Annotated in this window: 20 protein-coding genes and 1 pseudogene; 6 read left to right on the top strand and 15 right to left on the bottom strand. The window is 72.5% G+C overall.

What is annotated here, in order from left to right; genetic code table 11:
- Positions 1 to 277 precede the first annotated feature (277 nt).
- Together GL259_RS28765 and GL259_RS28760 are read left to right on the top strand one after the other, a co-directional pair.
- A complete protein-coding gene (locus GL259_RS28765) occupies positions 278 to 949 on the top strand; it encodes a TrkA family potassium uptake protein (protein ID WP_159536201.1) in 672 nt (223 codons plus the stop codon).
- Positions 949 to 1,626: a TrkA family potassium uptake protein gene (locus GL259_RS28760; RefSeq protein WP_159536200.1), complete on the top strand. Its 678-nt coding sequence runs from the start codon at positions 949 to 951 to the stop codon at positions 1,624 to 1,626. Before GL259_RS28765 ends, GL259_RS28760 begins: the two co-directional genes overlap by 1 nt.
- A 97-nt stretch (positions 1,627 to 1,723) precedes the next feature.
- Here the strand turns inward: GL259_RS28760 and GL259_RS28755 are convergent, their stop codons facing one another.
- The 9 genes and pseudogenes from GL259_RS28755 to GL259_RS28715 form a co-directional block, all read right to left on the bottom strand.
- Positions 1,724 to 2,506 (bottom strand): DUF3159 domain-containing protein, encoded by a 783-nt coding sequence (locus GL259_RS28755; RefSeq protein ID WP_159536199.1) that lies wholly within the window; start codon positions 2,504 to 2,506, stop codon positions 1,724 to 1,726.
- Positions 2,507 to 2,509: 3 nt separating this feature from the next.
- Positions 2,510 to 2,908 carry an OB-fold nucleic acid binding domain-containing protein gene (locus GL259_RS28750; RefSeq protein ID WP_159536198.1) on the bottom strand — a complete coding sequence of 133 codons (399 nt, stop codon included), beginning with the start codon at positions 2,906 to 2,908 and terminating at the stop codon, positions 2,510 to 2,512.
- Between the two features lie 110 nt (positions 2,909 to 3,018).
- A pseudogene (locus tag GL259_RS28745) lies at positions 3,019 to 3,698 on the bottom strand (response regulator).
- Complete coding sequence (locus tag GL259_RS28740; protein ID WP_159536197.1) at positions 3,695 to 6,241, bottom strand: sensor histidine kinase KdpD; 2,547 nt, start codon at positions 6,239 to 6,241, stop codon at positions 3,695 to 3,697. Before GL259_RS28740 ends, GL259_RS28745 begins: the two are co-directional and overlap by 4 nt.
- Before the next feature lie 133 nt (positions 6,242 to 6,374).
- Positions 6,375 to 7,067 carry an ABC transporter ATP-binding protein gene (locus GL259_RS28735; RefSeq protein ID WP_159536196.1) on the bottom strand — a complete coding sequence of 231 codons (693 nt, stop codon included), beginning with the start codon at positions 7,065 to 7,067 and terminating at the stop codon, positions 6,375 to 6,377.
- Between the two features lie 63 nt (positions 7,068 to 7,130).
- The gene (locus GL259_RS28730) at positions 7,131 to 8,342 is read right to left on the bottom strand and encodes an alginate lyase family protein (protein WP_159536195.1); all 1,212 of its coding nucleotides are present in this window, start codon (positions 8,340 to 8,342) and stop codon (positions 7,131 to 7,133) included.
- Positions 8,343 to 8,528: 186 nt separating this feature from the next.
- Complete coding sequence (locus GL259_RS28725) at positions 8,529 to 9,281, bottom strand: DUF3710 domain-containing protein (protein WP_159536194.1); 753 nt, start codon at positions 9,279 to 9,281, stop codon at positions 8,529 to 8,531.
- A gap of 1 nt (position 9,282) precedes the next feature.
- A complete protein-coding gene (gene dut / locus GL259_RS28720; protein WP_159536193.1) occupies positions 9,283 to 9,843 on the bottom strand; it encodes a dUTP diphosphatase in 561 nt (186 codons plus the stop codon).
- Positions 9,840 to 10,424, bottom strand: coding sequence for a PaaI family thioesterase (locus GL259_RS28715; protein ID WP_159536192.1), 585 nt, complete (start codon positions 10,422 to 10,424; stop codon positions 9,840 to 9,842). The genes dut and GL259_RS28715 overlap by 4 nt, the downstream gene beginning before the upstream one ends.
- Before the next feature lie 58 nt (positions 10,425 to 10,482).
- Between GL259_RS28715 and GL259_RS28710 the strand changes: the two genes are divergently transcribed.
- On the top strand, positions 10,483 to 10,944 hold the full coding sequence (locus GL259_RS28710; RefSeq protein WP_159536191.1) for a DUF3093 domain-containing protein: 462 nt from the start codon (positions 10,483 to 10,485) through the stop codon (positions 10,942 to 10,944).
- 57 nt (positions 10,945 to 11,001) lie between these two features.
- Here GL259_RS28710 and GL259_RS28705 read toward each other — a convergent pair whose 3' ends face one another.
- From GL259_RS28705 to GL259_RS28690, 4 genes are all read right to left on the bottom strand, one after another.
- Positions 11,002 to 11,979 (bottom strand): hypothetical protein, encoded by a 978-nt coding sequence (locus GL259_RS28705; RefSeq protein ID WP_159536190.1) that lies wholly within the window; start codon positions 11,977 to 11,979, stop codon positions 11,002 to 11,004.
- Between the two features lie 13 nt (positions 11,980 to 11,992).
- A complete protein-coding gene (locus GL259_RS28700; protein WP_003993510.1) occupies positions 11,993 to 12,289 on the bottom strand; it encodes a DUF4193 domain-containing protein in 297 nt (98 codons plus the stop codon).
- A 393-nt stretch (positions 12,290 to 12,682) separates the two neighbouring features.
- Entirely contained in the window at positions 12,683 to 13,930 is a 1,248-nt protein-coding gene (locus GL259_RS28695; RefSeq protein ID WP_159536189.1) for a HAMP domain-containing sensor histidine kinase, read from the bottom strand.
- 6 nt (positions 13,931 to 13,936) lie between these two features.
- Entirely contained in the window at positions 13,937 to 14,590 is a 654-nt protein-coding gene (locus tag GL259_RS28690) for a response regulator transcription factor (RefSeq protein ID WP_003993508.1), read from the bottom strand.
- Positions 14,591 to 15,038: 448 nt separating this feature from the next.
- Between GL259_RS28690 and GL259_RS37775 the strand changes: the two genes are divergently transcribed.
- Entirely contained in the window at positions 15,039 to 15,212 is a 174-nt protein-coding gene (locus GL259_RS37775) for a hypothetical protein (protein WP_166461570.1), read from the top strand.
- A 147-nt stretch (positions 15,213 to 15,359) separates the two neighbouring features.
- Here the strand turns inward: GL259_RS37775 and GL259_RS28685 are convergent, their stop codons facing one another.
- Complete coding sequence (locus GL259_RS28685; protein WP_159536188.1) at positions 15,360 to 16,175, bottom strand: inositol monophosphatase family protein; 816 nt, start codon at positions 16,173 to 16,175, stop codon at positions 15,360 to 15,362.
- 8 nt (positions 16,176 to 16,183) lie between these two features.
- Positions 16,184 to 17,311, bottom strand: coding sequence for a ferrochelatase (locus GL259_RS28680; RefSeq protein WP_159536187.1), 1,128 nt, complete (start codon positions 17,309 to 17,311; stop codon positions 16,184 to 16,186).
- A gap of 149 nt (positions 17,312 to 17,460) precedes the next feature.
- Here GL259_RS28680 and GL259_RS28675 point away from each other — a divergent pair, with 149 nt between their 5' ends.
- Entirely contained in the window at positions 17,461 to 18,699 is a 1,239-nt protein-coding gene (locus GL259_RS28675; RefSeq protein ID WP_159536186.1) for an MFS transporter, read from the top strand.
- The gene (locus GL259_RS28670; RefSeq protein WP_159536185.1) at positions 18,659 to 19,978 is read left to right on the top strand and encodes a D-arabinono-1,4-lactone oxidase; all 1,320 of its coding nucleotides are present in this window, start codon (positions 18,659 to 18,661) and stop codon (positions 19,976 to 19,978) included. Before GL259_RS28675 ends, GL259_RS28670 begins: the two co-directional genes overlap by 41 nt.
- The last annotated feature ends 410 nt before the right edge of the window (positions 19,979 to 20,388 follow it).

Genomic DNA, 20,388 nt, shown 5'->3' with positions numbered 1-20,388 from the left:
CTCGCTTCCTCCCGCTCCCCGCCGTCTCCGCCGGCCCGTCCGGTTCCCGCGGCCCGTCCGGGCGCCGGGCGTTCCCGCGGGGTGCCGATACGTTGGACTCGGGCGGGCGAACGCGTCGGCCGGGCCCCCGGAGGGCATCGCAACCGCGTTCCACCGGCATGATGTTGCCCGGCGGCCCGCACTCAGGCCGCGACGTGTTGCCTGGCGAGCCGAAAGAGAGACATGAGCACGAGAGTCGTGAAGGTCGAAGGGCCTGCAGGAAGCGCGGTGTGACGCGATGCATATTGTCATCATGGGTTGCGGAAGGGTGGGTTCCGCCCTGGCCCAGACCCTGGAGGAGCAGGGGCACACGGTCGCCGTGATCGACCAGGACCCCACCGCCTTCCGCCGGCTGGGCTCCTCGTTCGGCGGGCGCCGGGTCACCGGGGTCGGTTTCGACCAGGACACCCTGCGCGAGGCCGGCATCGAGGAGGCGGGCGCCTTCGCCGCCGTCTCCAGCGGCGACAACTCCAACATCATCGCCGCACGGGTGGCCCGGGAGATGTTCGGCATCGAGAACGTCGCCGCCCGCATCTACGACCCCCGCCGCGCCGAGGTCTACCAGCGCCTCGGCATCCCGACCGTGGCGACGGTCCGCTGGACGGCGGACCAGATGCTGCGCCGGCTGCTCCCCTCGGGCGCCGAGCCGCTGTGGCGCGACCCCACCGGCGGGGTGCAGCTCGCCGAGGTGCACACCTCCACGGCCTGGGTGGGCCACCGGATCAGCAGGCTCCAGGACGAGACCGGCGTCCGCGTCGCCTTCCTGACCCGGCTCGGCGAGGCGATCCTGCCCAGCTCGCAGACGGTGCTGCAGGAGGGCGACCTGGTGCACGTGATGATGCGCACCGATGAGATCAACCGGGTCGAGGCGGCGTTCGCCAAGGGCCCCGAACAGGAGGGCGGTCACTGATGAGGGTCGCCATTGCCGGGGCCGGCGCGGTCGGCCGCTCGATCGCGGGCGAGCTGCTGGAGAACGGCCACGAGATCCTGCTCATCGACAAGGCGCCGACCGCCATCTCGGTCGAGCGCGTCCCGCAGGCCGAGTGGCTCCTCGCCGACGCCTGCGAGATCACCTCCCTGGACGAGGCGGCGCTCCAGCGCTGCAACGTCGTCATCGCGGCGACCGGCGACGACAAGGTCAATCTCGTCGTCTCGCTGCTCGCCAAGACCGAGTACGGGGTTCCGCGGGTCGTCGCCCGGGTGAACAACCCGAAGAACGAGTGGCTGTTCAACGAGGCCTGGGGTGTGGACGTCGCCGTCTCCACACCGCGCCTGATGTCGGCCCTGGTGGAGGAGGCGGTCAGCGTCGGCGACCTGGTGCGGCTGCTGCGCTTCAGCCACGGCGACGCCAACCTCGTCGAACTGACCCTGCCCGAGGAGTCGGCGCTGGCCGGCACCCGGGTCGGGGACGTCCAGTGGCCGCAGGACACCTCGCTGGTCACCATCATCCGCGGCACGCGCGTGCTGGCCCCGACCAGGGAGGACTCCCTGGAGGCGGGCGACGAGCTGCTCTTCGTGGCCGCCCAGGCCCGCGAGGAACAGCTGGAGGACCTGCTGTCGGTGCGCCGGGACGAGACGGCGCGCTGAGCGCCTGCCCCCACGACGGCGAGGGCGCCCGGAGATCTCGGGATCTCCGGGCGCCCTCGCTCGCGTACGGGCCGGGGCGGGACCGGCCGCCGGGTGGCTACGCCCGCCGGCGGTGCCGCCCGGCCGGCGCCGTCCCGCCGTCCTCCTGCGCGGACGCGGCCTCGCGCTCCTCCTCCGCGCGCTCCCGCGCCTCCATCTCCGCGAACACGTCGATCGGCGGGGGCGCCTTCGCCAGGAACACCCACGTCAGATACACGGCGAGCAGGAACGGCGGGATCTTCAGCGTGACCAGCACCCAGCCCAGCTGGGTCGTGTCCGCCCACCAGTACAGCGGGAACAGGATCGCGCTCTTGCCGAGCAGGATCAGCCCCCAGGCCCAGCTGGCCTTGGTGTAGGCCTTCTTGCGACCGGGATTGCGGGTGCGCCAGGAGAGGTTCTCCCGGAAGACGGGGCCCAGCATCAGACCGATCAGCGGGACACCGGCCATCGCGGTGACGATGTACGCCAGGGCCAGGCCCAGCGTGTAGAGCATGCCCGGCAGGTAGAAGTCCTTGGCGTTGCCGGTCATCATCGCGAAGACCACGCCGAAGGCGACGCCGAAGACCCCGCTGAAGGCGTGCTTGACGGTGTCCTTCATCACCAGCCGGACCACGACCATCACCAGCGACACGGCGAGCGCCGCGATCGCCGACATGTGCAGGTCCTTGTTGACCGTGTAGATGCTGACGAAGAGGAGCCCGGGCAGCACCGTCTCGACCATGCCCCGCACCCCGCCGAACGCCTCGAACAGCGCGGCTTCGGTCACCGCCCGGGCGTCGTCCGAGGAGGTGTCTCCGGTGGTCGGCTTGTCGTCGGTTGTCGGCTTGTCGAGCGACGTCACCGGCTACTCCCGTCCGAGGGGTCTCAGTTCGTATTTCGGATTGAACAGCACCCGGCGGCCCCGGCTCATCGAGATCCGGCCCGATGCGATCAGCCTGCGCCCCGGCTCGATCCCCACGATGGAGCGCCTGCCGAGCCACACCACGTCCAGCGCGGCGGAGCCGTCGAACAGCTCGGCCTCCAGGGCCGGCACTCCCGCGCGCGGCCGCAACGTGACCGTGCGCAAGGTACCAGTAACCGTCACGATCTGCCGGTCCTGACAGTCACCTATCCGCGTACAGCCGGCGGTCTCGGCGTCCTCACGCAGCTCCTCGGACTCCAGGTCCTCCTGAGACGAGGAGAGCCGGTCGAGCATGCGCCGGAACCGGCCTGCCGGCTTCTCGGAACGAGGAACAGCACTCATGTCTGAAGCGTACCGGGGTGCACTGACGGTTACGTACCCCCCGGTTCCCCGGTCCGAACCGGCCCCTGTCCGGCCTCCCCCGGGCATCGCGGCCGGCACCGTCCTGACCTTCACTTCTCGAAGCGGTAGCCCATCCCCGGCTCGGTGATGAGGTGCCTCGGACGTGACGGATCCGCCTCCAGCTTCCGGCGCAGCTGTGCCATGTACACGCGCAGGTAGTTCGTCTCCGTCCCGTACGACGGCCCCCACACCTCCCGCAGCAGCTGCTTCTGCGCCACCAGACGGCCGCCGCCGCGCACCAGCGCCTCCAGCAGGTGCCACTCGGTGGGGGTCAGCCGTACGTCCCTGCCGTCGCGGCTGACCTTCTTCGCGGCCAGGTCGACGGTGAACGTGTCGGTCTCCACCACCACGTCCCCCCGTCGCCGACGGGCTCGGCGCGGCGCACGGCGGCCCGCAGCCGGGCCAGCAGCTCGTCCATGCCGAAGGGCTTGGTGACGTAGTCGTCGGCCCCCGCGTCCAGCGCCTGCACCTTCTCCTCGGAGGCGTGCCGCGCGGACAGCACCAGGATCGGGACCCGGGTCCAGCCGCGCAGCCCCCGGATCACCTCGACGCCGTCCATGTCGGGCAGGCCCAGGTCGAGGACGACCACGTCGGGGTGGCGGGCGGCGGCCAGCTCCAGGGCGCCGGCTCCGTCGTGGGCCGCGTCGACGTCGTAGGAGCGCGCCTTGAGGTTGATCACGAGGGCGCGCACGATCGCCGGCTCGTCGTCGACCACCAGCACACGGGTCATGAGGGCTGCCTTTCCGGTTCTGCGGCGGGTACGGGCTCCGGGCACTCCGCTGCCGCCGCGCGGAGGGTGAGCGTCATGGTGAGGCCACCGCCGGGGGTGTCCTCGGCGGCGAGCGTGCCGCCCATGGCCTCGGCGAACCCCCGCGCGACGGCCAGTCCGAGACCGACCCCGGCTCCGCGCGGGGCGTCGCCGTGCCGCTGGAAGGGTTCGAAGATGCGGTCCTTCGCCTCGTCGGGGACGCCGGGCCCGCGGTCGACCACCCGCACCTCGACCCGGTCGGCGAGGGCGCTGGCGGCGACCAGGACGGGGACGCCGGGCGGGCTGTACTTGACGGCGTTCTCCACCACGTTGGCCATCGCCCGCTCCAGCAGCCCCGGATCCGCGGCGACCATGGGCAGGGCCTCGGGGACGTCCAGGGCGACGCTGCCCTCGGGCACCCCGCCGAGCGCCATCGGCACCACCTCGTCCACGTCGGTCTCGCGGATCAGCGGGGTGACCGTCCCGGTCTGCAGCCGTGACATGTCGAGCAGGTTGCCCACCAGGTGGTCCAGCCGGTCGGCGCCCTCCTCGATGCTCGCGAGCAGTTCGGCGGTGTCCTGCGGCGACCAGTCGACGTCCTCGGAGCGCAGGGAGGAGACCGCCGCCTTGATCCCGGCCAGCGGGGTGCGCAGATCGTGGCTGACGGCGGCCAGCAGCGCGGTGCGGATGCGGTTGCCCTCGGCGAGGGCGCGGGCCCGGTCGGCCTCCTCGCGCAGCCGGCGGCGGTCCAGCACGACGGCGGCCTGCGCGGCGAAGGCGGCGAGCACCCTGCGGTCCTCGGCGGGCAGCACCCGGCCGGTCAGCGCGAGCGCCATGTGGTCGCCGACCGGCACGTCCACGTCCGCGTCCTCGGGCCGCTCGACGGTCCGCCCCCGGCCCGCGCGTCCGGCGCAGGTCCACGGCTGGACGTCGTCGGCGCGCTCCAGCAGGGCCGCCGATTCCGTGCCGAAGGTCTCGCGCACCCGTTCCAGCAGGTCCTCCAGTCCGGTCTCGCCGCGCAGCACGTTGCCGGCGAGGTGGGACAGGATCTCCGACTCGGCGCGCAGCCGGGCCGCCTGCTGGGTGCGGCGGGCGGCGAGGTCGACGACGGAGGCCACCGCCGCGCCGACGGCGACGAAGACCACGATGGCGACGATGTTCCTGGGGTCGGAGACGGTCCAGGTGTGCAGGGGCGGGGTGTGGAAGTAGTTGAGCAGCAGGGAGCCGGCCACCGCCGAGGCCAGCGCCGGCCACAGTCCGCCGGCCAGGGCCGCCGCGACCGTCAGCGCCAGGAACAGCAGCATGTTGTTGGCGAACCCCGGGTCGACGGCGCTGAGCAGCACGGCGAGCAGCGCCGGACCGGCCAGGCCGACCGCCCAGCCCGCCGCCGTGCGCGACCGCCCGAGCCGGGCGCCCCGGGCCACCGGGAGCCCGCGCCCCTTGGCGATCTCCTCGTGGGTGACGATGTGCACGTCCAGGTCCGGCCCGGAGTCCCGCGCGACGGTCGCGCCGACGCCGGGGCCGAAGACGTACTGCCACGCCTTGCGGCGCGAGGAGCCCAGCACGATCTGCGTGGCGTTCGCCCCGCGCGCGAAGGCGAGCAGGGCGGCCGGGACGTCGTCGCCGACGACGTGGTGGAAGGTGCCGCCCAGGTCCTCCACCAGGATGCGCTGCTCGGCGAGCTCCTCCGGCGAGGCGGCGGTGAGTCCGTCGCCGCGGGCGACGTGGGCGGCCAGGACCTCGCCGCCGGCGCCCTTCTCCGCCAGCCGCGCGGCCCGCCGGATCAGGGTCCGCCCCTCGGGCCCGCCGGTCAGGCCGACGACGATCCGCTCGCGCGAGCCCCATATCGCGGAGACCTGGTGCTCGCTGCGGTAGCGCTGGAGGTGGGCGTCGACCCGGTCGGCCACCCACAGCAGCGCCAGTTCCCTGAGCGCGGTGAGGTTGCCGAGGCGGAAGTAGTTCGACAGGGCCGCGTCGACCTTGTCCGGCTGGTAGACGTTGCCGTGCGCGATGCGGCGGCGCAGCGCCTCGGGCGCCATGTCGACCAGCTCGATCTGGTCCGCCCGCCGCACCACCTCGTCCGGCACGGTCTCCCGCTGCCGCACGCCGGTGATCGACTCCACGACGTCGCCCAGCGACTCCAGGTGCTGGATGTTGACCGTCGAGAGCACGTCGACGCCGGCCGCCAGCAGTTCCTCCACGTCCTGCCAGCGCTTGGCGTTGCGCGAGCCGGGGACGTTGGTGTGGGCGAGGTCGTCGACCAGGGCCACCCGGGGGCGGCGGGCGAGGACGGCGTCGAGGTCCATCTCGGACAGGACGGCCCCGCGGTGTTCCAGTTCCCTGCGCGGGATCTGCTCCAGGCCGTGCAGCAGCGCCTCGGTGCGCGGCCGGCCGTGGTGCTCGACGAAGGCCACCACGCAGTCGGTGCCGCGTTCGACGCGCCGGTGCGCCTCGGACAGCATCGCGTACGTCTTGCCGACGCCCGGTGCCGCACCGAGGTGGATCCGAAGCATGCCGCGTCCCATGGCCCTCCTTGTCCTCCGGTCGACTGGCCGGACGCAGTCGACCCTAAGGCCGGGCGGCGCGCGCGGGGACACCGGCCGGGGCGCGGGACCCGCCCCCGACGCGGCTTCGGCACCGGCGCGGGGCGCGAGGGGGTCAGGGCTCGACGATCCGGCCGTCGCCCAGCTCCAGGACCCGGTCGGCGAGGCCGAGCAGGGTCGTGTCGTGGGTGGCGACGAGCGCGGTGACCCGCTCGCTGCGGACGACCGCGCGCAGCAGCTCCATCACGGCGTGCCCGGTCTCCGCGTCCAGCTGGCCGGTCGGCTCGTCGGCGACGAGGAGGGAGGGGCTGTTGGCGAGGGCGCGGGCGATGGCGACCCGCTGCTGCTGGCCGCCGGACAGTTCGCCGGGCCGCTGTGCCGCGTGGTCGGCGAGGCCGACCAGGGACAGCAGCAGCTCGACGCGCTCCTCGCGCTCGCGCGGGTCGGCCCGGCGCAGCCGCAGCGGTACGCCGACGTTCTCGGCGGCGGTGAGGATCGGGATGAGGCCGAAGGACTGGAAGACGAAGCCGACGCGGTCCCGGCGCAGGGCGAGCAGCCCGTCCTCGCCGAGGCCGGCGAGGTCGAGTCCGTCGATCTCGACCCGCCCCCGGTCGGGCGCGTCCAGGCCGCCGACGATGTTCAGGAGCGTGGTCTTGCCGGAACCCGAGCGTCCCTTGAGGGCGACCAGCTCGCCGCGCGGGACGTCGAAGGAGACGCCGCGCAGCGCGTGCACCGCGGCGGCACCGGTGCCGTACGACTTGTGCACGCCCTCGACGCGCACCATGGTCTCGGCGGCCACCTGGCTCATCTTCCCGCCCTCCCCCGTGGACCGGGCGCCAGTATCCCCGCCGGGCGCCCGGTCCTTCAACGGTCAGGCCGGGTTGTCTCCGTGGGTGAGGGTCTCCCAGGCGACGAAGAGGTTGTCGGTGCCGGAGGGGCGGGTGCGTTCGGTCAGCGCCTGGGTGTGGGTCATGGCGAAGCCGAGCCGGTTGTGCAGGGCGTTGTGACCGACCTCGGTGACGGGGCCGAGGCCGAGGTGCAGGGAGCCGCCGCACAGCCAGTCCGGGACGGCCGCGCCCTGCTCGTACTTCGCCTGGAACCCGAGGGCGTGCCGCAGCCGTTCGCCGACGTCGGTGCCGTACAGGTCCTGGCCCTGGATGCGGCTGGTCTCGGCGACGTGCGAGATCGAGGAGATGCCGTACCCGGTGTGGGTGAAGTCGCGGCAGGTCTCCTGGGTGAGGCCGGTGACGAAGGTGGACTGGTTCTGCCAGTACTTGACGATCTTCTCGCGGGTGTCGAGGTTCTGGCTCGGCACGGTCTTCGGCAGGTCGCCGTCGGAGGCCAGGTAGACGTACGCGGCGGTGCGGGTGCGGAACCTCGCCATGGCCCTGTCGTAGGAGGCGCGGTCCTCCAGGAAGACGGAGATGCCGACGGCGGCCTCCATCATCGTCAGCTCCCAGTTGCCGTTGGAGTTCGAGCCGTTGATGATCTCGGGCAGGTACACGTCGCGGAGCACGGTGGCGAAGCGGCCGGAGCCGGCCCAGCCCCCGCCGTAGGTGTGCTTGACGATCTCGGCGGCTTTGGCCCACGAGGAGGCGGCCCAGCCGGTCTGCAGGGGCGCGTTGCTGTTGGTGTGGTCCCGGATCACGGCGGACCAGGCGTCCATCAGCTCGATGGACTTGCGCGCGTGGCGCTCGTCGCGGGTGACGTACCAGGCGAGCGCGTGGGTGTAGGCGGCGATCGCGTCCTCGCGCTCGTCGGTGCAGCCGTGGTCGGGGTTGGAGTACGAGCCGCACTCGACCACCGCGCGGGGCTTCGGGACGCGGTTCAGGTCGGCGTACCTGCTCGCCGTCATCCGGTCGAAGGCGCTCTTCCAGGGCTGGGCGCCGGCCTCGACCTTGCTCCGGGCGAAGTCCAGCTGGCCGCGCGAGACGGTGACTCCGGGGTGGACGAAGGCGGCGGGGGCGGCGTCGGCCCGCTCGGCGTCCGGCCGGAGCACCAGGGTGCCGACGAGGGCCGTAGTCAGGAGGGCGAACAGGACGGTGCGGGCTCTGCGGCGGTGATGTGGGGGTGCCGGGGACATGTGGGGGCCCATCCGTTCTCAAGTGTGAACAATGAGCGTCTTTCTGAACGCTCGACTGGCCCGGGACAGTAGGTACAGACCAATCCGCCGTCAAGGGTCCGCGCACGGTCTCCCGCACCGGCCGGCTCCGTGCGCCCATGACGAAGGGCCGCACCCGGCGGGTGCGGCCCTGTCGAAAGCGTGCCGTCAGCGGACCTCGGTGATCTCCGGGCCGCGCTGCAGCTGGCCCATGCCGCCCGCGAACCGGGAGCCCTCCTCCTGCTGCACGTTCTCCGGGACCATCTGGGCGTCGTTGGGCAGCTTCAGGACGATCGGGTCGCGCGGCGCCATCGGGCCCTCGCCGCGCACCACGACCGTGTCCCGGAAGATCTGCTCCAGCAGTCCGGCGGCCTGCGGCTGCACCGCGCCCTGGCCGGAGATCACCCCGCGCAGGAACCAGCGGGGGCCGTCCACGCCGACGAACCGCACGACCTGGAAGCCGCCGGTGCCGTCCGGCAGCTGCACCGGGACCTGGGCCCGCAGCTCCCAGCCCAGCGGGCCCTCGACCTCGTCGATGATGCCGCCCTGCTGGGTGATGCCGGCCGCGATCTCCTCGCGCACCTCGCCCCAGATGCCCTCGCGCTTGGGGGCGGCGAAGGCCTGCAACTGGATGGCGCTGTCGCGCAGCACGACGGTGGCCGCGACGATCGCGTCACCCGCGACCTCGACCCGCAGCTCCATGCCGTCGACACCGGGCACGAACAGACCGCCCAGGTCGACCCGGCCCTCGCCGGGTTCACGGACCTCGGAGCTGTCCCAGGGCCCGTCGGGCCGCGGGGCCGGCTCGAGCCTCAGCCGCTCGCCCTCGCCGTCCGCCTCAGCGTCGACACCGTCGACGACCTGCTCGGCCTCGCCGGCCGCACCCTCGGCGGCATCCCTCTTCTTGCGACGTCCGAACACGTCACTGTCCTTCCCGGTCGGATACGACCGAAGCGTATCGATTCCCACCCGCTGTGCCGCCCAGGGCGGCCTGACCGCTTGTGCCGTTCTCGCCCTCCACCGAGGCGTGCCCGCCGGTGGACCCGAAGCCCCCCTCGGCCCGCGCCGAGCCGGGAAGTTCCGCCACCGGTACGAAGCGGACCCTCTCGACCTGCTGGACGACCAGTTGGGCAATCCGGTCGAAGCGCTCGAACCGCACGGTCTCGCGCGGGTCGAGATTCACCACGATCACCTTGATCTCCCCACGGTACCCGGCATCAACCGTCCCCGGGGCATTCACCAGGGCGACGCCGCAGCGGGCGGCGAGACCGGATCGCGGGTGCACGAAGGCCGCGTACCCCTCGGGCAGGGCCACAGACACCCCGGTGGGCAGGACGGCCCGCTCGCCGGGGGCCAGTTCGCACGCCTCGGTGGTCCGCAGATCGGCTCCCGCGTCACCCGGGTGTTCATACGCCGGAAGCGGTACGTCCGGGTCGACGCGCCGGAGCAGCACGTCGAGTGCGCCCCGGCCGGGCTCGCTCACGGGTTCACCTCGAAGGCGCGGGCGCGCCGGACCTGGTCGGGGTCGCTCATGGCGGCCCGGATCTCCTCCTCGCGGCCGTGGTCGACGAAGTGGTCGACCTTGACCTGGACGAACAGCGCGTCGGCGCGGACCGCGACGGGCCCGTCCGGGCCGCCGACGCGTCCGGTGGCGCTGCAGTAGATCTTCCGGCCGGCCACCGCCGTGACCTCCGCCTCCAGGTACAGCGTCGTGCCGACCGGCACGGGGCGGACGAAGTCGGTCTCCAGCCTGCCGGTCACCGCGATGACGCGCAGCAGCCAGTTCAGCGAGCCGAGCGTCTCGTCCAGGGCGGTGGCGAGCACACCGCCGTGCGCGAGGCCGGGGGCGCCCTGGTGGGCGGCCTGCACGGTGAACTCGGCGGTGATCGACACCCCTTCGCCGGCGCGGGCCTGGAGGTGCAGTCCGTGGGCCTGCTCGTCACCACAGCCGAAACACTGGCCGTAGTGGGCGCCGAGGAGCTCACCGGGTGCGGGGGCGTCCGGATGGCGCACCGGTTTCACGGCGTCGGCCGGGGGCTGAAGAGCTGCGGAAGTACCACTCACAGCCGCAGACCTTACCCGCGCATCGGTCACGGCCCGACACCATGCCAAGCTTGGATCCATGCAGCTCTCCGCCGCCCCGTACGAAGAACGCCTGACCGCCCCCCGCTCCTGGTGGCTGATCTCCTTCCTGGCGGGGGTCTCCATGGCGCTGATCCTGCTGCCGTTCGGCACGCTGCCGATGCTCGGCGGTCTGGCCGGCGGCACCGCCGTCGCGGCGGTGGTGGCCAGCTCCTACGGTTCGGTGCGCATCCGGGTCGTGGGCGGCAGCCTGATCGCGGGCGAGGCGAGGATCCCGGTGACGGCGCTGGGCGAGGCGGAGGTCCTGGACGCCGAGGAGGCCCGCGCCTGGCGCACCTACAAGGCCGACCCGCGCTCCTTCATGCTGCTGCGCGCCTACATCCCGGGGGCGCTGCGCGTGGAGATCACGGACCCGGAGGACCCGACCCCCTACGTCTTCCTGTCGACCCGTGAGCCGGAGCGTCTGGCCGAGGCGCTGCGGGCGGCGAAGGCCGCCGCGTAGCCGCTCCGGGGGAACACGCGCGGGGAACACGCGGGCGAGGTCTCGTCCGGGGGCGCATCACGGCGCCCCGCGGCCGTCGTCCTCCCCCGCCTTCCCGGTTCTCCCGATGTGGCCGCCGAGTTCCTTGAGGGCGTCCTCGGGCAGGTGGTCCATGTCCAGGGCGTCCGCGGGACGCTCCAGGACGGGGAGCGCGGGCAGCGCGTCCCAGGGCACCTGGATCCTGCGCAGGTCCGCCCGGATGCGGTCGGCGAGCTTTCTGGTGTCCCTGCGGTTCATGGCCGCGCCGACGACGGCTCCCACCAGGAACGGCATCAGGTTCGGCAGGTTGCGGACCGTGCGCTTCATGATCCGCTGGCGCAGTTCGCGCTTCATGCGGCTGTTCAGCGCCGCGCTCACGGTCGAGGGCTTCGTCGCCTCGATCCCGCGCTCCTCCGACCAGGAGTTCAGGTACACGGTGCTGCGCTGGGCGAGGCCGCCGGCCGGGCGTACGCCGTAGACCTCGTGGAGTTCGGCGATCAGTTTCAGTTCGATCGCCGCGACGCCGGTGACCTCGGCGGCCAGCTCCGTCGGCATCGCGGGCGGCACGGGAAGCATCGCCGCCGCGCCGACACCGGCCCCGACGGTCGCCGTGGCCTTCGCGGCTCCCGCCACGAGCTTGTCGGCGAGCTCTTCCGGACCGAGCCCGGGGAACTGCCTGCGCAGCGTCTGGAGGTCCCGTACGGGCACACGCGGGGAGATCTCGATGATCCGGTCCGCGAGGTACGCCAGCCCCGCACGCGCGCGGAGACCGCCCTTGTGGGCGCCTTCCCTGGCCTTCTCCCGGAACACCGCGCTCCGCCGGCGGGCCACGGGGGCGGGGACCTCCACGGACGCCGGGAGGTCGCCCCGGTCGGCTGCCGGTTCGAGCGAGGCCGCCCCGGTACCGGTTGAGCCCCGCTCGTCGTCACGCGCGTCGTGCTGCGGGCCGTCCTGCGGCCCTGGGTCCGCTCCCCTCGTGAGGAAGCGGCGCTTCCGGGGAGGGGTCGAGCCAGTCACGGCCGACCCGTCCTCAGTCGCAGTCGCGGCAGATCGGCTGGCCGTTCTTCTCGCGGGCCAGCTGGCTGCGGTGATGCACCAGGAAGCAGCTCATGCAAGTGAACTCGTCCTGCTGCTTGGGCAGTACCCGGACGGCCAGCTCCTCGTTCGAGAGGTCCGCTCCGGGCAGCTCGAGGCCCTCGGCGGCCTCGAACTCGTCGACGTCCACGGCAGAAGCCGACTTGTCGTTCCGTCGAGCCTTCAGCTCTTCGAGGCTGTCCGAATCGACGTCGTCGTCGGTCTTGCGTGGAGTGTCGTAGTCGGTTGCCATGTCGCTCTCCCCCTCTGGGTGTCTGCGGTGTCTCCAGCGCACGTAACGCGTGAGAGGCCGGACTTGTGCCCGACCCGAGGCGGAGATTTTGCCTCACATCAAGGTCTGTTACTCAATCGACACCCAACCGGACTCCTCATGAGTGATCGGCTTGGATGGCGAAGGGGACCGTACACGGTCCGAGCACCGCACTTCAAAGGCGTCTCACCGTGTACTTCCCGTGATCAGGGCCCCTGAAAACCGGGATTTTCCCGACCTTCCGGCAGGCCGCATGATCACGGAGAGTGGACGGCCGGAAAATCGCCCTTGTGATCGATCACACACGGGAACACCCGGAGAGCGCTTCTGGAATTCCGCGCAAAGCGAACATCCCCGTGTGCCGGCGGCATGATCTCAGAGGGGCAGGGTGAACCGCATCACGAGCCCGCCCCCCTCGCGCGGCTGGGCCGAGATGTGCCCGCCGTGCGCCCGGGCCACCGACCGGACGATGGACAGCCCCAGTCCCACGCCCTTGTCGCTGCCCGTGCGCTCGGTGCGCAGCCGCCGGAACGGCTCGAAGAGGTTGTCGATCTCGTACGCCGGCACGACCGGTCCCGTGTTGGCCACCACCAGGACCGCCTGGCCGTGCTGGACCTGGGTGGTGACCTCGACCCAGCCGTCCTCGGGCACGTTGTAGCGCACGGCGTTCTGCACCAGGTTCAGGGCGATCCGCTCCAGCAGCACGCCGTTGCCCTGGACGACCGCGGGCTCGCGGGTGCCGCGGATCTCCACGCCCTTGGCCTCCGCCTCGGCGTGCGCCTGGTCGATGGCCTGGGAGGCCACCTCGGCGAGGTCCACGGCCTTGCGCTCGACGATCTGGTTGTCGCTGCGGGCGAGCAGCAGCAGGCCCTCGACGAGCTGTTCGCTGCGCTCGTTGGTGGCCAGCAGGGTCTTGCCGAGCTGCTGGAGCTCCACCGGCGCGTCCGGGTCGGACAGGTGCACCTCCAGGAGCGTGCGGTTGATCGCCAGCGGGGTGCGCAGCTCGTGCGAGGCGTTGCCGACGAAGCGCTGCTGGGCGGTGAACGCCCGCTGGAGCCGCTCCAGCATGTCGTCGAAGGTGTCGGCCAGCTCCTTCAGCTCGTCGTCCGGGCCGTCCAGCTCGATCCGGCGGGACAGGTCGGAGCCCGCCACCGCACGGGCGGTGCGGGTGATCCGGCCCAGCGGCGACAGGACCCGGCCGGCCATGGCGTAGCCGAAGGCGAAGGCGATGACGGCGAGGCCGAGCAGGGCCAGCAGCGAGCGGCTGAGCAGGTTGTCCAGGGCGGCCTGGCGCTGGCGGTCGATGCAGTCGCTGATCGCGGCGTTGAACTCGGGCAGCGACAGGTCACCGTTGTCCACCACCGGGCAGTCGCTGCTGGCGACCTTGAGGTCGGCGAAGTCGACGATCTTGTACAGCGGCTGGCTGCCGGTGCGCAGGGCCTGGGCGGCCAGCAGGTAGATGATCGACAGCAGCAGTATCCCGGCGATCAGGAACATGCCGCCGTACAGGAGTGTGAGGCGTATCCGGATGGTCGGGCGCAGCCACGGGAAGGGCGGCTCCGGCTTCCTCGGGTCCCAGGTGGGCTTGGGGGGCGCGGTGGGGGGCGCGGGGGTGGCGGCCATCGTCCGTCAGATCCGGTAGCCGGAGCCGGGCACGGTCACGATGACCGGCGGCTCGCCCAGCTTGCGGCGCAGGGTCATCACGGTCACCCGCACCACGTTGGTGAACGGGTCCGTGTTCTCGTCCCAGGCCTTCTCCAGCAGCTGCTCCGCGGAGACCACCGCGCCCTCGCTGCGCATGAGCACCTCCAGGACGGCGAACTCCTTGGGCGCGAGCTGGACCTCCTTGCCGTCGCGGAAGACCTCGCGGCGGTTGGGGTCGAGCTTGATCCCGGCGCGCTCCAGGACGGGCGGCAGGGGCACGCTCGTGCGCCGCCCGAGGGCGCGCACGCGCGCGATGAGCTCGCTGAACGCGAAGGGCTTGGGCAGGTAGTCGTCGGCGCCGATCTCCAGGCCCTCGACGCGGTCGCTGACGTCGCCGGACGCCGTGAGCATCAGCACGCGCGTGGGCATGCCGAGCTCGACGATCTTGCGGCAGACGTCGTCACCGTGCACGAGCGGGAGGTCGCGGTCGAGGACGACCACGTCGTAGTCGTTGACGCCGATGCGCTCCAGGGCGGCCGCACCGTCGTACACGACGTCGACGGCCATGGCCTCCCGGCGCAGTCCGGTGGCCACCGCATCGGCGAGCAGCTGCTCGTCCTCGACGACGAGTACGCGCACGTCGCTTGTCCTTCCTCATGTCCTGCCGGGCGGCGCCGGCGGGCGCACGCGTGCAGGGGTGCTGATGGGGGTGTTGGCCTCCATCCTGCCCTTTTCGGCCATAAGTCGGCTGTAAGGCGGGGGCGGCCGGTGCGGCCGCGGTGGCGTACAGGTGCGGGACCGGGAAACGTCCGGGGGAACGGAGCGGGAATACGAGATTTTCTCGTGCGGTGAGGTTTCCGCGGAAGGCAGCTTGGGGAGGACGGGTCTTACATCCCGCGATCACGCTCTGCATGTACCGCACCACCATGCGGTGCGCATCGAACCGCTTCCGCAGAGCGGGTGTGGGTGTCCGGCACCGTCGCCTCCGGCCGTACGGCGCGGGACATCCGCTTCAGACGTGATCATCTCTTCCGAACGGCACACCCCCGTGCCACCGACCCACCGACCCAGGACGAGGGGGCGCAGCATGGACGCATTCACCGCAGGACTTCTGCAGCGCATAAAGGCGACCGAGTCCGATCTGTCGCGGGCTCGTGACGAGGGCGACGACTTCCTCGTCGAGGTGGAGCAGGGCGAGCTCGACGACCTGCGCCGTCTCGCCGCCGAGCACGGCGTGGAGGTCGGCCTGTCCGGCGTCTGACCGGCTCGTGGAGAGCGGGCCCCGGCGGATCCGGCGCCGGGGCCCGCTCTTTCGTTTCCGTCCGCCTCCGGGGTGCCCGAGCCGGTGCCGCGGGCGCGTCGGGACGGCGGGCGCCGGCGGGCCCTCGCCCGGGACCGGCGCCCCCGGTCAGTCGTGCCAGGCGCCGAAGTCCTCCAGGAGCCGCTGGAGGGGCTCGAAGACGCCCGGGACGGCCGCGACCGTGAGGTCCCACGAGGGGCGCTCTCCGGGGCGTCCGCCGGTCAGCGCGCCCGCCTCGCGGGCGATCAGGTCACCGGCGGCGAGGTCCCAGGGGTGCAGACCGCGTTCGTAGTAGCCGTCGAGACGGCCCGCGGCGACGTCGCACAGGTCCACCGCGGCCGAGCCGCCGCGCCGGATGTCCCGCAGGAGGGGGATCAGCCGCTGCGCGACGCCGGCCTGGTGGGTGCGGACCTCGGCGACGTAGTTGAAGCCGGTCGAGACCAGGGCCTGGTCCAGGGGCGGCGAGGGCCGGCAGGTGAGCCGGCGCTCGCCGTCCCAGGCGCCCGTGGCCCAGGCGCCGCCGCCGCGCACCGCGTGGTACGCCTCGCCCCGCATCGGGGCGGCGACGGCTCCGACCACCGTCTCGCCGTCCTGCTCGGCGGCGATGGAGACGGCCCAGGTGGGCAGGCCGTACAGGTAGTTGACCGTGCCGTCGAGCGGGTCGATCACCCAGCGGATGCCGCTGGTGCCCTCGGTGGAGGCGCCCTCCTCGCCGAGGAGGCCGTCCTCCGGGCGGCGCTCGGCGATCAGCCCGGTGATCAGCTTCTCGGCCGCGATGTCCATCTCGGTGACGACGTCGATCGGGCTGGACTTGGTGGCGGCGACCGCCAGGTCGGCCGGGCGGCCGTCCCGCAGCAGCTCGCCCGCCCGGCGGGCCGCCTCACGGGCGAGCTGCAGCAGTTCCGCGTGCAGGGGGTCGGTCACGGGACTCCTCATGCGTAGGGGCTGTCGGCGCCCGCGGCGGCGGGGCGCGGGGTGCGGGCCGGGCAGCAGCCGACCGGGCACAGGTCGTGGCTCGGGCCGAGGGCGCCCAGGGCGCACGGCGTGACGTCCTGCCCCCGCGCGGCGGCGGCGCGCTCCACGATCAGCTCGCGGACCGCGGCGGCGAACCGCGGGTCGGCGCCGACGGTCGCCGAGCGGCGCACCGGCAGGCCCAGCTCCTCGGCCTTGGCCGTGGCCTCGGTGTCGAGGTCGTAGAGGACCTCCATGTGGTCGGAGACGAAGCCGATGGGGGCCATCACCACGGCCGGGACCCCGGCCGCGTGCCGCTCCTCGAGGTGGTCGCAGATGTCGGGCTCCAGCCAGGGCACGTGCGGGGCGCCCGAACGGGACTGGTAGACGAGCTGCCAGGGGTGGTCGACGCCGGTGCGCTCCCGGACGGCGTCGGCGATCAGCCGGGCCACGTCCAGGTGCTGGCGGACGTAGGCACCGCCGTCGCCGTGCCCCTCGACGGGGCCGGAGGTGTCCGCGGCCGCGTTCGGGATCGAGTGGGTGCAGAAGGCGATGTGCGCGCCGTCCCGGACGTCCTCGGGGAGGTCGGCGAGCGCCCGGACGACCCCGTCGACCATGGGCTCCACGAAGCCGGGGTGGTTGAAGTAGTGCCGCAGCTTGTCGATCTCCGGCAGCGGAAGGCCCTCCGCCTCCAGCGTCGCGAGCGCGTCGGCGAGGTTCTCGCGGTACTGGCGGCAGCCGGAGTACGAGGCGTAGGCGCTGGTGGCCAGGACGAGGACGCGGCGGCGGCCGTCCCGGACCATCTCGCGCAGGGTGTCGGTGAGGTACGGCGCCCAGTTGCGGTTGCCCCAGTAGACCGGCAGGTCGAGGCCGTGCCCGGCGAAGTCCTCGCGCAGCGCTTCCAGCAGGGCGCGGTTCTGGTCGTTGATGGGGCTGACCCCGCCGAACAGGAAGTAGTGCTGTCCGACCTCCTTCAGGCGTTCCTTGGGAATGCCGCGTCCGCGCGTGACGTTCTCCAGGAACGGGACCACGTCGTCCGGGCCCTCCGGGCCTCCGAAGGAGAGCAGGAGCAGGGCATCGTAGGGGGTGGAATCGAGCACGTCTGGCATGTCTCGATCCTGCCACCCGGTACCGGCGGCCGGGACGGGGCGGGGGTGCCACCCGGTCGTGACGCGGTCTTCCCCCGGTGCGTTAGGGTGACCTAACCAGTAAGCTGTACCGACTGCGGTCGCACCTTACTGAGACCTTCGGAGACCCCGTGCCCAGCCCTTATCGCGCCCTGTTCGCCGCCCCCGGCAGCAAGGCCTTCTCCGCCGCGGGGTTCCTCGGCCGGATGCCGCTGTCCATGATGGGCATCGGCGTGGTGACCATGATCTCCCAGCTCACCGGGCGCTACGGCCTGGCCGGCGCCCTGTCGGCCACCATCGCGCTGGCCGCCGCCGTGGCCGGCCCGCAGGTCTCCCGCCTGGTGGACCGGTACGGCCAGCGGCGGGTGCTGCGCCCGGCGACGCTGATCTCGCTCGCCGCCGCGGCGCTGCTGCTGTGCGCCGCGCACTACGGCTGGCCCGAGTGGGTGCTGTTCGCCGCCTGCGTCGGCATCGGCTGCGTACCGAGCGTCGGCGCGATGATCCGGGCCCGCTGGGCCGCCCTGTACCGGGGCACCCCGCGCCTGCACACCGCGTACTCCTTCGAGTCCGTGGTGGACGAGATCTGCTTCATCTTCGGGCCGATCGTCTCCATCGGGCTGTCCACGGCCTGGTTCCCGGAGGCCGGTCCGCTGCTCGCGGCGTGCTTCCTGGCGGCGGGCGTCTTCTGGCTGACCGCACAGCGCGCCACCGAGCCCGAGCCGCATCCGCGCGAGCACACCGGCGGCGGCACCGCGCTGCGCTCCGCGGGCCTGCAGGTCCTGGTCGCGACGTTCGTGGCGACGGGGGCGATCTTCGGCGCCGTCGACGTGGTCACCGTGGCCTTCGCGGAGGAGGAGGGGCACAAGGCCGCCGCCAGCGTGGTGCTCGCCGTGTACGCGCTGGGCTCCTGCGTGGCGGGCCTCGTGTTCGGGCTGCTGCGCTTCGCGGGGGCGGCGGAACTCCGCTGGCTGCTGGGCGTGTGCGCGATGGCCGTGAGTATGATCCCCCTCCTACTGGTCGGGAACCTGCCGTTTCTGGCCGTGGCGCTGTTCGTTGCGGGTCTGTCCATCGCCCCCACGATGATCACGACGATGTCCCTCATCGAAGAGCACGTACCGCGCGCGCAGCTCACCGAGGGCATGACCTGGGTGAGCACCGGACTCGCGGTCGGCGTCGCGCTCGGCTCCTCCGTGGCCGGCTGGGTGATCGACGCGGCCGGGGCGCGGGCGGGGTACGGGGTCCCGGCGGTGTCCGGGGCCGTCGCGGTCGCGGTCGGTTTCCTCGGTTACCGCCGGCTCAAGCGGCCGGCTCCGGGTCGGGGAGGCTCCGTTGGGCAGCACGACGAGCGCGAAGAACGGCACGTGGCGTAACTGGGGAGGCAACGTCTCCGCCCGTCCCGCGCGGGAGGTCGCGCCCGCCTCGGTCGACGAACTGGCCGCCGCCGTGCGCCGGGCCGCCGAGGACGGGCTGCCGGTGAAGCCGGTGGGCACCGGGCACTCCTTCACCTCCATAGCCGCCACCGACGGCGTGCTGATCCGGCCTCACCTGCTGACCGGCATACGCGACGTCGACCGCGCGGCCGGCACCGTCACGGTCGAGGCCGGCACCCCGCTCAAGAGGCTCAACGTGGCCCTGGCGCGCGAGGGCCTGTCGCTGGCCAACATGGGCGACATCATGGAGCAGACGGTCTCCGGGGCCACCAGCACCGGCACCCACGGCACGGGCCGCGACTCCGCCTCCATCGCCGCCCAGATCAGGGGGCTGGAGCTGGTCACCGCCGACGGTTCGGTGCTCACCTGCTCCGAGGAGGAGAACCCGGAGGTCTTCGCCGCCGCCCGCATCGGCCTCGGCGCCCTCGGCGTGATCACCGCTATCACCTTCGCGGTGGAGCCGCTCTTCCTGCTCACGGCCCGCGAGGAGCCGATGCCCTTCGACCGGGTCTGCGCCGAGTTCGACCAACTGCACGCCGAGAACGAGCACTTCGAGTTCTACTGGTTCCCGCACACCGGCAACACCAACACCAAGCGCAACAACCGCAGCGCGGGTCCGGAACGGCCGGTGCCGCCGCTCAAGGGCTGGTTCGAGGACGAGTTCCTCTCCAACGGCGTCTTCCAGGTGGCCAACTGGATCGGCCGCGCGGCGCCCGCGACCGTCCCGGCCATCGCGCGGATCTCCAGCAGGGCGCTGTCCGCGCGGACCTACACCGACATCCCCTACAAGGTGTTCACGTCCCCGCGCCGGGTGCGCTTCGTGGAGATGGAGTACGCCGTGCCGCGCGAGGCCCTGGTGGAGACGCTGCGGGAGCTCAAGGCGACGGTCGACCGCTCGCCCCTGCGGGTCGGCTTCCCCGTCGAGGTGCGCACCGCCCCGGCCGACGACATCACCCTGTCCACGGCGTCCGGGCGGGACAGCGCGTACATCGCCGTCCACATGTTCAGGGGCACCCCCTATCAGGCGTACTTCACCGCGGCCGAGCGCATCTTCACCGCGCACGGGGGGCGGCCCCATTGGGGGAAGATCCACACGCGGGACGCCGAGTACCTCTCCCGGGCGTATCCGCGCTTCGCCGAGTTCACGGCGCTCCGGGACCGGCTGGATCCGGAACGCCGGTTCGGGAACGCCTACCTGCGCAGGGTCCTGGGGGCGTAGCCCGGCCGGGATCCGTTGATCCCGTTTCCGGCGCTTGCGTGAAGTTCCCCACGTTCAAGATCGGGACAGCCGGGTAATCAAGGCCGAGTAACGCTTCTTGCCGGAAGCCGGACGGCGTGCCCATCCACGCCGGTGGCCCGAATGGAGTACTGTGGCGAGCCCTGGGTCCGGTCTCCCGTCAGGGTGCCCGGGTCCCGCGAGGACCGCCGGGAGGGGGCTAGTTGCACAGGGTGAAGCAGTTGGTCACTCAGCGTTGCGAACAGGTAACCGTGCCATAACGGCGATCCAGGGCCCGTGCCCGACACGCCGGGCAACTCGGCAAGGTTGTGGCAGGCTGCACCCGGGCAGGCCACACTCGACTAGCGGAAGCAGCGACGCACGTGACGTCGGCAGGCACCACCCGGGAGGTC

The organism is Streptomyces sp. Tu 3180 (assembly GCF_009852415.1).
Classification (GTDB): domain Bacteria; phylum Actinomycetota; class Actinomycetes; order Streptomycetales; family Streptomycetaceae; genus Streptomyces.
This window is presented reverse-complemented; position numbering and strand designations above follow the sequence as displayed.

Coding starts and splice junctions, on each gene's coding strand:
- GL259_RS28765 (WP_159536201.1), top strand. CDS start 278: ATGCATATTGTCATCATGGGTTGCGGAAGGGTGGGTTCCGCCCTGGCC.
- GL259_RS28760 (WP_159536200.1), top strand. CDS start 949: ATGAGGGTCGCCATTGCCGGGGCCGGCGCGGTCGGCCGCTCGATCGCG.
- GL259_RS28750 (WP_159536198.1), bottom strand. CDS start 2,908: ATGAGTGCTGTTCCTCGTTCCGAGAAGCCGGCAGGCCGGTTCCGGCGC.
- GL259_RS28740 (WP_159536197.1), bottom strand. CDS start 6,241: ATGGGACGCGGCATGCTTCGGATCCACCTCGGTGCGGCACCGGGCGTC.
- GL259_RS28735 (WP_159536196.1), bottom strand. CDS start 7,067: ATGAGCCAGGTGGCCGCCGAGACCATGGTGCGCGTCGAGGGCGTGCAC.
- GL259_RS28730 (WP_159536195.1), bottom strand. CDS start 8,342: ATGTCCCCGGCACCCCCACATCACCGCCGCAGAGCCCGCACCGTCCTG.
- GL259_RS28710 (WP_159536191.1), top strand. CDS start 10,483: ATGCAGCTCTCCGCCGCCCCGTACGAAGAACGCCTGACCGCCCCCCGC.
- GL259_RS28700 (WP_003993510.1), bottom strand. CDS start 12,289: ATGGCAACCGACTACGACACTCCACGCAAGACCGACGACGACGTCGAT.
- GL259_RS28695 (WP_159536189.1), bottom strand. CDS start 13,930: ATGGCCGCCACCCCCGCGCCCCCCACCGCGCCCCCCAAGCCCACCTGG.
- GL259_RS37775 (WP_166461570.1), top strand. CDS start 15,039: ATGGACGCATTCACCGCAGGACTTCTGCAGCGCATAAAGGCGACCGAG.
- GL259_RS28680 (WP_159536187.1), bottom strand. CDS start 17,311: ATGCCAGACGTGCTCGATTCCACCCCCTACGATGCCCTGCTCCTGCTC.